We start from the raw sequence: 12,791 nt of genomic DNA on the forward strand, positions 1-12,791 counted from the left end.
CCTGCTAAGGATATGCTGATCTTTGGGCTTTAGCTGAAGAAACTTGCTAATCAGGTAACTTCATGCCATCCATGGCGTTATGCAAAATCGAGATTCACGGCGACCTTTGACGGCCCACCGGTGCCGAATTTTGATCTGCAATCAGCAAATCAAATCCCTTTTTGTTCCTTAGTTAATTGCTTTAACCAGCCTTCCACTTGCGGACTCAGCTCTTTTTTTCCGCTCAATTTCAAGGTTTGCGCCAAATAGCCGTGTTCAACCAACGGCAACGGCAGCACGCCCTGCCCGCCCATGCCGTTATGGGCTTTTATACTGCTATCTTTACTATCGGCCAACAAAATATTGCCGGCCAATTCGAGCTTGTCCATATCCACAACTATCAAGTTGTTCGCGAATTTGCTGGCAACATAAGCATAGTAACCGCCGCCTTTTTTCATGCCGAAATGAACGCCATGACAACCCGCCTCGCAAGGCAAGCTTTTAACGACTTTATTCGTTCCGGTATCGACAATCGTGATGCTCATGCTCAAGGTATTCGCGGTCACCACATACTTACCGTCCGGGCTAACCGGCGTTTGTATCGGCAACAAGCCGTATGCCTCGCCGCTGATTTTTCCGGAAATCGGGTCGTAATCGGCGGCCAGGTCGATGTCGGACAATTTCTTCTTGCCCGGAATATCGATAACCGTCAAACTGCTTAACAGCGGCGGCGTCCCCAACAGATTGGCGGCGTAGGCGCGTTGACCGTCAGGCATTCCCCAAACCGCGATCGGAATGATGCCTCCGGTCGGAATCATGGTATTTTTTTCGGTGTCGAGATCGACGACCGACACGCTACTTGCCAAGGCATTCGGGGTCACCATATATTTTCCGTCATCGGTAATAAAATGCCCATGAGGTCCGCTATTTTTCCCGGTGCTGATGCTTTTGATTGCAGCAGGGCGGCTGCCGCCTTTCATTTTAACGACATGCTCGCTATTGTTGATCGCGACATACAGATTATCATCACCGGGACGCGTCAAAACATGCGATGGCGATTCACCGACTTCGACGTTACTGGTCACTTTACCGCTATCGCGCTCGAAGGTCATCAGTCTTTTATCGAACCATTGCGTCTGATAAATATATTGATAGCGCTTATCGGACCACATATTATGCGGGTGATTTAGATCTTGCTCGACGCCCTTGACTTTGTTGACCAATTTCCAGTTAGCCGCGTCGATACGGGTCGCCGAACCGGGCTTCGTTTTCCCTTCGATCATTTCAAATTGGGTATTCACCCAAACCTCGCCGACACCGGGCGTTTTGGGATTGAACAACTTATTCGGCATGGACAAGCTCAATGCGCTGAGACTGATGGTTTGGCCTTTGATATTCAAGGGTATATCCGGAAGGTTCACTTTCCATTCCGGCTCCCGATAATCGCGCCATAAGTCCGGCGTGGTAACCACGAAAAAGGTCCGCAGCAAACGCTTGGCGATATCGCTATCGGCCGGGACTTTTATGCCGGTCACCAAGGCCAGTTCGGAGCCGATATCGAGACCTTCGGTTGCCGGATCGTCGACCACGACGGCACCGAACATATAAGGATGAACTTTACAGGTAAAGACATAAAGCCCCGGCGAGTTCAAAGCTTCAGTAATACTCACGTTAGACGGTTGTTCTTGATCGATCGGAAAATCCTTCGCTCCCGCTGGCCAAAGCAAGCTGGTTATGGTGTGTTCCGTTCGGGTATCGCCCATTTTTATTTGTACCGCTTGCCCCGGCTTTATCACCACCAAGGCATCTCCGTCTACCGGGTCTTTAAACCACAAACCGGGCTCGTCGGTCATTTCCAAGGTTGCCGAAGGCATCAAACCCGGCGTGCTTAGGATAGCGTCATCCAAGTCGGCTTTAGCCGCCTGGGCATTCCAGCTCAACATAATGCCGGCAATCATCGTTGCTAAATAAGTTTTCTTGTAGCTCTTCATGATATTCACCTTCCAATTTTTATATTTGTTTTAGGATTAATTTCTGGCCGATTCGAAGACTTTGAACCCGCCCATCATGCCGCTCTGCATGTGTTGCAATACATGGCAGTGGTAATGCCACATGCCCGGACCGACGCCTTCGCCGGCCTTGACTACGAACGATTCGCGTTGAATCGGCCCGATATTGAAGGTATCGACGATATGTGTCGTGCCGGGTTGAATCCAGCGATGGGCATGAAGATGAAAGGTATGAAAACCTGTGCCGATACCGATGACGTGGAAACGAACCAGTTCGTTCTCACGAGCGCCTAGTGTGGGATTAGTCCAAAGCGGTACTTGACGGTTCGCGATATTATTGACTTCCATGCCCCAGAACGTGGTTTCATGCATCCACAGAATAAAGTCCCGCTTAATATCTTTTATAGCCACGTTTTGAACTTTGCCGTCGATCAGGGCCGGCACCTTGCCGCTTTTCGGATTGATAATCAACGTTCCATATAAACCTTTGTCTTCGGCACCTAACATAGGATTACCGAAAGTATGGTCGTGATAAGGCCAAGTACCCGCCGTGCCTACTGCAGCCGTCCATTTATAGGTGTAAGGTTTACCTGGAAAAGCTGCTTGGTCGTTAACGTGATTTAGTATTTTCATGGTTCCGTCACTGTCGATTTTGTAATGTACGCCATGAACATGAATACTGACCGGATCGCTGGAACTTTTGATGCCGTGTTCCAAGGTGACTTCTGCTTTATCGCCTTCGGTCATAACGATAGCCGGCCCCGGTATCGATGCCTCCTGACTGTAACGTTGCGTGATGTCTTCGACTTTACCGGAAGGGCTTTTAATCTTGTGCTTGACCATTTGATAGGCTAATTGACCGGAGTCCAGAGCCACCGCTTTCAGTGTGATCAAATGAACAGACCCTGTCTCGGCTCCAGCAAGCATGGAAAATGCCATCAACCCGGCAAACATAGAGACTGCTAGTGTTTTATACATATCGATTGCCTCATTGAATTAAAAAGTTACCGAAGACTTGTTGTTTTGCATAAAAATAAGGGACAAGCCGTTTCGCCTAAGCATTGACGGACATCAATCCTCATCAGTCTCCGACACCTCGGTCGATATCACAATCGGAAGGCATGAATTCACCCTCTAAAAATCCCGACATCGAAACCTGCGATTTCCATTAACCGAAACATCCGGCAATCGAATAAAAAAATGACTTTCGACTGAATAATCGGTTCTTGAAAAACGCCGGGTGAAGCCACTATGTCATAATAATGAAACTTATACAATATATATATTGCATAAGTTTTCTATCGATTCGATACTTTTACGACCTTTCGCATACGCAGCAGTAAGGCGACAGACTTTTTGGCAGCGCTTGTTTCTAAGGATTTCGCGATAAATAAAGCCCTGTAACTATGAGCTTTGTGATGGGTCGGTAACTCGTGTTCGGCGACAATGAGACGCTTTTACGATCAGATGGGAGTATGTAACCGCAGGGTTACTTTCGTGTATTTCGTGATTTGCGTGGAGTGCTTGCCGAATTTAGAATAATAGGCGTGGGATTTGCGTATTATGACAAGCGGAGGACCGTGGCAGCTTGAAAAACAGGCATTAACAATTTGGCAAGAGCGCTCGCCTACTGTTGGAAAATAAAAAAATAAAATCCCCACCCCAACCAACTCAGAACCAATAATAACCAAGGCAACCAGTGTTGCCGGTAAACGACCCGCTCAACAATAGTCTGATTTTCAGACCCGGCAGAATCCGATTGTTGACCGGAAACTTTCTTGAGCTTCCGGCTCAACTCTCTCGCCTTTTCCTTTTGCTGCTTCTTGTAAAGATCGATGCCTTTTTCGATTCCTTGGGCAATCAATTTGGTCTGTTCTTTGGTTTGCGCAGGTCGTTGCGTCGCCTTGGCGATTTTAAGCGCCTCCGCTTGAGTTTCCGGAGATGGTTTTTGCTTAATGTTTTTGGCCATGTTCTGTATTTTTTATCTTAGAAAAAGCATTTCACCATGAAGGTCATGAGGAATAAAAAGTTAATTCAATAACTTGTTATTCATTTGTAATTTATACCCTTCGTAGATTAACTATTCAGCCCCCCGCCATTCTCGCTTCGACGCTCTACGCTCATCGTTATGCATAAATTGTAGGGTACGCTGCGCGTACCTAAGGTCCGAAACCCTAGCCAGATCAAACCACAAGGGTTTGGATTATACCTTTCGCACTTCAAATTTCGGCAGTGCCGGAGGAGGCCTCGGGGTGCTCGGTAAAGGCTTTGCCAGCATGGAGCTGGCATAGAGCCTACATGGACGTATTCACGGCGTCCTTTGACGGGCACCCCGAGGCCGAATTTTCATCTACGATGAGTATAATATTGGCGGGGTCGTTCATGGTACGCACAGCGTACCCTACAGAGTTCCCGCGATTGCGGGATGTTGCCATCGCGCTGAACAATTACCTCGTAGAAGTTATTTTGTGTATATTCCTTAGACCTGCCGTTTACAAGAAATCGTCTATTTGCTTTATGCTCTTTTGTTTCGGTTCGGGGGATAATCGACAGCCTTTACTTGCTATTAAGTCTTACGGTAAATCATGACTCGAAACGACTCAACAAAAAAACTCTTACGTCTTTATCCTCCCCCATCCCAGGAAGTGCCTATCAATGGCTTGTATTTGACGCATAGAGTCCATGAATTAGGACGTCCGGGATTGCCTTTCGTCTATGCTAACTTTCTTTCCAGCTTAGACGGGCGTATCGCACTAGAGGACATTGATAAAGGCCTTTCCTATATTCCGAAGCATTTAACGACGGCTTCCGATTTCAGTTTATTCATGGAGTTGCATGCACAAGCCGATTGTCTGATAACACATGGCGGCTACATGCGCGCATTGGGCGAAAAACGATTAGGCAATATTTTGCAGGTCACGGACAAAGATTTGCTCGAATGGCGGCGCATCAACGGTTTACCCGAGCAACCTGCAATCGTTATTGCTAGCGCTAGCTTGAATTTTCCCATTCATAATAGTCTGCTAGAAACAAGACAATCGGTCTATATCGCCACCGGAAAGAATTCGTCGCCGGAACGCATTCGCTATTGGCAAGAACAAGGATTTCCGATTTTATCTGCCGGAACCGACAGGATGGTCGAAGGCGCACCTTTAGTTAAAATATTGGCAAGCCTTGGGCTCAAAAGCATTTATTTGATAGCCGGCCCGAAAATGCTTGATACCGTAGTTCGGGACAAACAATTATCGAGGCTGTATCTGACGCTCACCCATCAATTGATGGGTGGCAATGATTTTCGTACCTTACTGACCGGTTCCGCATTAGGACAAGTAGGAAATCTAAAACTCGAATCGCTATTCTTGGAATTGGGCTCTCCCGCCGGCGCAGGTCAGTTTTTTGCCCAATTCAGTCTGCCCTATTCTTATGTCTCAGGAAAGTAAATTTGTTGCTAGCCGAATTCCGTCGCCGGAGTGCGCGCCAAGCAACGATCCGGCGTCTCAACTCAAGAGCTCATTGGCTATGATTGATCACTCGGATAATCTATCTTTAATACGCTGGTAAGTAGATTTCAATTCTTCGCCGATTATTTCCGCTTTTTCGATCAATCCTTCCTTACTCCCGCTGGTTTCCTTGCTAATTTTGTTCAGCTCGGCTAAAAAATGATCTCTTTGCTTTTCGGCCCGCTCCCATTCCTGCTTGGATTCCAAGCTTGCCAAATGGAGTTGAATTTTGACCTCGTCCCTTAATTGCTCCAAACCCTCGGCAAATTTATTTAATTCTTGTAGTAAGCCCATAATACCCTCTTTAAATTACTTGGTTAATCAATTACATCAGTCGATCAAGATTGGACTATACCCCGACTCTTAAGATCAATCCAATCTTATCGCTTCAAGTCATGGCTTTCTTCGGTCGTGATCTATACCTTTCGCACTTCAAATTTCGGCAGTGCCTGAGGAGGCGCCAGGGTGTGCGGCAAAGGCTTTGCCAGCATGGAGCTGACATAGAGCCTACAGGGATGTATTCACCCAGCACCTAAATTCCATAGCCCATTGGCTATGGTTAACTATCTTGGATAATTTAGGTGCCGGGTTCACGGCGTTCTTTGACGGACACCCTGGTGCCGAATTTTGATCTGCGATGGGTATATCAAAGACCGCCACGGTTCAACACGCCTAATACGTCAATCACGCGCGAACAATAGGCCAATTCATTATCGTGCATCAACGAAAGCCCCAAGTACCGGCCGCTACTAAGCGTCAAATGGTTCATTACCAAGACAGCCGAATACGGTAGCCCTAGATAATCGATACTGGCTTTTTCATGACCCCAGGCTCCGTAGTCACAATGAATTATCCCTGCCATATCGGTCCGAGCATGATGTTCGAACAACTCTACGCACTCTTCGCGCGACGTATCTCTCGATAAATTGGCGGTCAGATCGATAACCGATACGATTGCGGTGGGAATTCGGTAGGAAAGCGAATCGAGCTTACCCTGGAGTACCGGCAGCACCAACGCAGCCGAATGGGCAACATTGGTCTTGGTCGGCAAAATCGACACTGCACTGGATCTACCGAGATGAGAAGTCGCATGATAACCGTCTAGTACACGCTGATCGGATAGGGCGGGATGAATGGTAATGATTCTCGCGTAATCGATGCCGATATGTTTTTCCAGAATCGAAAACAACGGCACTAACGCATTGCCGGTACAAGTACTCGCCGAAATCACATGATGACGATCCGGGTCGTATTGATTGTCGTTGACGCCGTATACCATACTCAAATCACAACCGGATATATTGGTGGTACAAACGACTTTTTTTGCGACTTTATGTTTGATGATCGAACGTAAATCTTCAATTGTGGCGGTACCGGTCGCATCGAACAATACATCGAGCTCGTACTTACGCAGATGTCCGAAGCTGTCTTCATCCGGCGAAGCACGGCGTCTATCGACTCGTTGGTAATGTATCGTCTTACCGGCCACGATCAAGTTATTGCCGTCGCAGTCTAAACTAAAGGGAGGATTGCCGTAAGTGCTATCGTGCGACAATAGGTAAGCGACCTGATCCACCGACATCACGTCGCACATGACTTGGATATCGAAACGCCCGGAGGTCAGTTCGGCGTAATTTGCACGCAGCATGCCTCGACCTATACGACCGAGACCGACAATACCAACTCGTAAACTCATCTTACCCCCTTTGTTATTATTATGATGTCTACCGGTCTTGAATTAGGCTATGTTCGCGTTAGCAGTTGAAACGGTCCTCTTTCCTACTCTAAATAAACCCATTAGGAAATAGCCAATGATTGCTTTCCGATACACTGAGCGTAGCAGAGGGTACGATTACTCGCTTGACAGGACGCCGTGAATACGTCCATGTAGGCTTGACGGCAGCTCCCTGCTGCCGACACCTGTCAATCGAGCAACCGTACCCTCCTTTCAACCATTGGCGTGATATTGAAAAAAGGAAAGTGACTAAGAGTTGTATCCTTGGGTTTCATGTTGGCTTTCAGTTCATAAAGTATCAACTATTAACGCGAACATAGCCTTGAATTATATACCTTTCGCACTTCAAATTTCGGCAGTACCGGAGGAGGCCTCGGGGTGCTCGGTAAAGGCTTTGCCAGCATGGAGCTGGCATAGAGCCTACATGGACGTATTCACGGCGTCCTTTGACGGGCACCCCGAGGCCGAATTTTCATCTACGATGAGTATAAACACATAGCCCAAAAGCCGGTAGACAGCGCGCCCATTAGCCATATCCATATTAGGTTGCTTATAGACGATCAATTCGATACCGAAGGCTCTGTATCATCGGCAATGACCACTTGGTTGCGTCCACTCTGTTTGGCTCGATAAAGCGCGACATCTGCTCTTTTTATTATCGAATCCGGAGACGTATCATCATTGCGCAATTGGGTCACGCCGCAACTGACCGTAAACGAAAAGGCTTTATTGTCGGATTCGATTGTTGTCCGGGCAATTTGCAGGCATAAGCGGTTCGCGATTTGCGAGGCTTCGGCCAATGGAGTCTCCGGCAACAAAATCGTAAACTCCTCACCGCCGAAACGGCTGAAAGTATCGTTTTTTCGAAGCATCGTCGTACTGACTTTAACCATTTCTATGATCACTTTATCGCCGATGTCATGCCCATAGTTATCGTTAATGCTTTTGAATCGATCGATATCGAATACCATCAAAATGCTGGGATGCCGATATCTTTGCACGCGTTCGAGCTCTTTCTTGAGCGCGTCCAAAAAATAACGCCGATTATACGCGCCGGTTAGCGGGTCGCTCATTGCTAATTGTGTCAGGCGGGTATTAGCTTCTTTCAATGCCGTCGTCAATCGTTGCAATTTTAATTGATGCCTTACCCTTGCCTTGACTACGGCCGAGGAAAAAGGCTTGGTAATGTAATCGACAGCACCGAGATTCAAGCCTTTTTCCTCGGTTTCGGCATCGGGAATACCGGTAATAAAAATAACCGGAATGTCAGCTGTGGTCTGAGATTGCTTTAAATGCTCCAACACTTCGAAACCGTTGAGCCCAGGCATCGAAATATCCAGCAAAATCAAATCAGGTAAATTCGTGCCTGCTATTTTCAAGCCTTCTTCGCCGCTTAACGCAAAAATAATATTAGCCTGCGATTTCAATAGCCTTGAAAGTACGACGATATTTTCCTTGGCATCGTCGATGATCAGTATCGTTTGCATGGTATCGGGCTCGGTCATGGTGTTTTACCTTTGTAGTTTCCGGCTGCTCAGGATTGTGAATGCGTCATTAGCGTTAAACTTAAATCGACGTACGTAAACGGTCCCTCAATTCTTTAACGCAATCGGCAGCCACGGCAAAATCAAGATCCATCAAATAATTTTTTATTATTGCCAATTCTTGAGCATATCCGCCGCCCATCCGTAATTCAAGCTCATCTAAACAATCTTCTGCCTGCCAATTATTCGCTTCCAGAAAATCGATCAAACGCTCGCATAATGCCACGGTTTCATTGACGACCTCGGTTGTCATTTCCGAACAATTCCGCGACTCTTCGACGAGACCTGAAGTATCGCTTAACTGTCGCCAACCGTCCATTTCCTCGACAAATCGATTCATTTCGTAAGCAAAATTAGAGAGTGCTTCATCAACCATCGACGCGTCCGACTGCCGCAACTCAGATTCTAATTGAGCGGCGGTCTCGAAAACCTTCAAAATATGAAGATTGCCGGCCACTCCTTTAATTAGATGCGCTTTATCGGCTGCATTTTCCGGCTTTTCTTCGGCCAACATTGCCGCGACCGAATCCGCTGCGTAGCGCTGTTCGTCTGCGAATTTAAGCAATAGTTTGAGTAATAGAGAATCATCGTCCTGCAATAAACGCAAGGCCGATTGGACATTAACGGTCTCGATGGAAGCCAGCGCCGGCAAACGGTCACTCGACTCCGCCGTTGTCGGGGCCTGGTTTTCAGGCAATACGGGTGACTCATGATCCCCGCTCAATACCGTCCATCGGGCCAGTTTCGAAAATAACTGTTCAGGATCGATCGGCTTACCGATGTGATCTTGCATGCCGGTCGCCAAACATTGCTGCCGGTCCGATTCGATTGTATGCGCCGTCATCGCTATAATGGGCAACTTATCGAAACGCGAATCCTTACGCAGAATCGTCGTCGCTTCATAACCGTCCATCTCCGGCATCTGCAAATCCATCAGCACGGCATTATATATCGGCTCGTCGGCGTATTGCCGAAGTCGGTTCACCGCTTCCAATCCATTGTTGACAATATCAACGACAACACCGGCACTTTCCAGCGTTTTGCGCACAACCTCCTGATTGATTTCGTTGTCCTCGACAATCAATACTCGAATTCCTCGTACCGCTGCTTCGTAAAATAGTGCGTTTGCCGTATCATGGCGATTTTTAAGGTTTTCAATCAATGCCTCCTTACCGCAAGCATTTAAGATCGCATCCATCAGACAAGACGGCGTGCTCGGCTTATTCATCAGCGTAATATTAGCGAATTGTCTCGATACCTTCTTGATACTTTCGGCTTCGAGCGACGAAACATTGATGATGATCGGTGTCTTTTTCCCGAACGCACTCGTTTCCAAAGCTTTAAGAATATCCGCCTTATCGGCGTCATTCATTTTCCAATCCAGCAAAACCAATTCCAGCGTGGACTGCTCGGAATCTTGATGTTCCCGCAATATGTCCTGTAATTTCATTTTTCCGAGAGAACACAGGGTCACATTAAAACGCAGATCGCGCAGCATCGTTTCGAATATCCCGCAGGCTGTTTCATTTTCGCAAATCAACAATACATGCCAGCCTTCCAATTCGGCCGGAATATGATCGACAGGCTTGCTATCGGGAACGACATTCAGAGGCAGTGTAAAATAAAACTCGCTTCCGGCTCCTTCGGCACTGTCGACACCGAGCTCTCCCCCCATCATTTCGACCAAGTGTTTACTGATCGTCAAGCCTAAGCCGGTTCCGCCGAAATGGCGTGTTGTCGAACTATCAGCCTGCGTAAACGAATCGAAAATCCGACTTTTTTGCTTTTCGGATAAGCCGATTCCGGTATCTTTGACGCTAAAGCGCAATTGATCGTCTCCCTCCGTTTTGACCGAAATAACGACTTCGCCTCGTGTGGTAAACTTTATGGCATTGCTGCACAAATTGGTCAGTACTTGAATCAAGCGTAACGAGTCGCCGATCATGCATAATGGCACGCCCAGGCCGCGATCGATCAACAAATCCAAGTGTTTCTCAGCCGCGACCGGTTCGAGCATCGTGCCGATATTTTCCAATACCGCATCTAAATTGAATTCGACATGCTCGACATCGAGCTTGCCCGATTCAATTTTGGAAAAGTCCAAAATATTATTGATAATGCCGAGCAGATTTTCCGAAGATAGCTGAACTTTGTGCAAATAATCCCGTTGCACTTCATTCAGTTCCGACTTAAGCACCAGGCGATTCAGACCGATGATCGCATTGAGCGGCGTCCGGATTTCATGGCTCATATTCGCCAAAAATTCAGCTTTTGCTTTTGCCGAGACTTCTGCAGCCAATTTTGCCTTGGCCAATTCTTCCTCGGATCGCTTGCGGGCAGTCACATCCATGACCAAGCCTTCCCAGATAATATCTCCGTTATCCTGTAAATGCGGCCTAGAAGCGGCATGAAACCATTTCCATTCGCCGTTAGCCGTCATCTGGCGTGCTTCGAAATTCCAAGGGGATAAATGAATTGCAGAATCCAAAACGCTACTTTGAAATCCGGGCAGATCGTCCGGATGTATCGTATGTACAATAGGAGTGGCGTCATTTGCGACAGCAGCCGGCTCGACGCCGAATATTTCCTTACAACCTCGGCTTGCATAAGGAAACGAAAAAACGCCCTCCGGCGTCATCCGAAATTTATAAATGAATCCGGGTACATTGGATGCCAAGCGCTCGTAGCTAGCATTTTGAGCCTCCAACTGACGAGCTACTTTAATTTGTTCGGTAATGTCGACAAAACTGACCAAATAACTAGCTAAACCTTGCTCATTCGCTTGCAAGGGTACCGATGTCATACGCACATGCAACGAATTTCCGACTAGATTTTCAAATTCGCATTCGGTTTCGGACTTTTTTTTCCGTAACACATCCCAAACCCTGGTTAAATGCGACTTTGCCGGCGATACGATTTCAAGAAGAGGAACATCAATCAGATCCGCTTCAGAACCGCCGACCAACTTACATAACGCCGGATTGGCAAAACGAATCACACCCAAATCATCCAGCAAGCAAACACTTTCACCCAAACATTGCAAAACACTTAACACATCGCTTTGAGCTAATTTAGCGCTATTGCTTTGCTGTAAGGATTTGGGCCATAAATGAAATGCCGCAAAACTCAAACCGGAAACCTCGACTTGGGACACCGACGCGGTATATTCCATGCGAATCCCTCTGCTGTGTCGCCAAGACAAAGGAAAAACCGGAAGATAGCGATCCTTCCCGATAAGCGGCCACCACTCTTCCCGCCATTGATCGACATCGAGCGACGGAATTAAACGATCCAATGACATACCGCTCAATTCGTTATCGGCGAAACCGAAAGTTTGTAAAAAACGTTCATTGGCATAGCCGATAGCCCCTGACGCGTCGACCCATAAATTAGCGACCGGCGCTTGATCAAAGGCGGCTAATTTAGCAGCCAATTTGGGTAACTGACTCCAAACCGGTTTTTGGACAGGCATTTGCAACCATCACTCCACTAAATAAAAAAGACAAAAAACACGGATGACGCTAACTGGTAGCATATCTGATTTTTTAACCACTTCGGAAACATCTGTCGGGGTGCTAATACAGCACAATGTTTATAGCTTGTTTTTAAGGGCATGAAGATAATGAAGGCAAGAGAATTGAGTGCTTTATTAACTGTCCCAGTATCACAGATGAACTCAATGCGGTCATACAACGATTTCAAATCCAGTTAATGACTGAAAAATTTCAAAACAAAGCCAGCACTCCGGAGGCAATAATGATGTCATAGGCTATTAACGGTTAGTAACTCATTTAACCCAGCTTTAACAAATGTAGTGCCTACGGCCTATATTATTGAATCATAAGAATTAAAAAACGCGCCAAAAATGGCTTTGCAGTGCAATAATATTTCTTTTTCTATAACATTCAACAGCTTATGCTCGGTAAATATTAAGGCTGGATAAAATTGAAAGCGCTGTATCTTCAAGCCCTTCATGCTCTTCATGCTCTTCATGGTAAAAAATAAATGACATTTTTTGGAATCA

At 46.8% G+C, this 12,791-nt stretch carries 8 protein-coding genes; 1 reads left to right on the plus strand and 7 read right to left on the minus strand.

Annotated elements, in window-relative coordinates; all coding sequences use genetic code 11:
- Nucleotides 1-149: 149 nt before the first annotated feature.
- From ACRJJO_RS17080 to ACRJJO_RS17090, 3 genes are all read right to left on the minus strand, one after another.
- The gene (locus ACRJJO_RS17080; protein ID WP_431066850.1) at nt 150-1,970 is read right to left on the minus strand and encodes a hypothetical protein; all 1,821 of its coding nucleotides are present in this window, start codon (nt 1,968-1,970) and stop codon (nt 150-152) included.
- Nucleotides 1,971-2,006: 36 nt separating this feature from the next.
- Complete coding sequence (locus tag ACRJJO_RS17085; protein WP_431066851.1) at nt 2,007-2,966, minus strand: multicopper oxidase domain-containing protein; 960 nt, start codon at nt 2,964-2,966, stop codon at nt 2,007-2,009.
- A gap of 649 nt (nt 2,967-3,615) precedes the next feature.
- The gene (locus ACRJJO_RS17090; RefSeq protein ID WP_431066852.1) at nt 3,616-3,957 is read right to left on the minus strand and encodes a DUF2956 domain-containing protein; all 342 of its coding nucleotides are present in this window, start codon (nt 3,955-3,957) and stop codon (nt 3,616-3,618) included.
- A 616-nt stretch (nt 3,958-4,573) separates the two neighbouring features.
- Between ACRJJO_RS17090 and ACRJJO_RS17095 the strand changes: the two genes are divergently transcribed.
- Complete coding sequence (locus ACRJJO_RS17095; protein ID WP_431066853.1) at nt 4,574-5,428, plus strand: RibD family protein; 855 nt, start codon at nt 4,574-4,576, stop codon at nt 5,426-5,428.
- A gap of 87 nt (nt 5,429-5,515) precedes the next feature.
- On the opposite strand, the gene ACRJJO_RS17100 is transcribed toward ACRJJO_RS17095, so the two are convergent.
- From ACRJJO_RS17100 to ACRJJO_RS17115, 4 genes are all read right to left on the minus strand, one after another.
- A complete protein-coding gene (locus ACRJJO_RS17100) occupies nt 5,516-5,782 on the minus strand; it encodes a hypothetical protein (RefSeq protein ID WP_341327385.1) in 267 nt (88 codons plus the stop codon).
- A 352-nt stretch (nt 5,783-6,134) separates the two neighbouring features.
- Nucleotides 6,135-7,184 (minus strand): type I glyceraldehyde-3-phosphate dehydrogenase, encoded by a 1,050-nt coding sequence (locus tag ACRJJO_RS17105; protein ID WP_431066854.1) that lies wholly within the window; start codon nt 7,182-7,184, stop codon nt 6,135-6,137.
- 599 nt (nt 7,185-7,783) lie between these two features.
- Complete coding sequence (locus ACRJJO_RS17110) at nt 7,784-8,728, minus strand: GGDEF domain-containing response regulator (RefSeq protein WP_431066855.1); 945 nt, start codon at nt 8,726-8,728, stop codon at nt 7,784-7,786.
- Between the two features lie 61 nt (nt 8,729-8,789).
- Nucleotides 8,790-12,239, minus strand: coding sequence for a response regulator (locus ACRJJO_RS17115; RefSeq protein ID WP_431066856.1), 3,450 nt, complete (start codon nt 12,237-12,239; stop codon nt 8,790-8,792).
- Nucleotides 12,240-12,791 lie beyond the last annotated feature (552 nt).

Origin of the sequence: Methylotuvimicrobium sp. (assembly GCF_050611805.1) — a bacterium.
In the GTDB taxonomy this organism is placed as follows: Bacteria; Pseudomonadota; Gammaproteobacteria; order Methylococcales; family Methylomonadaceae; genus Methylotuvimicrobium.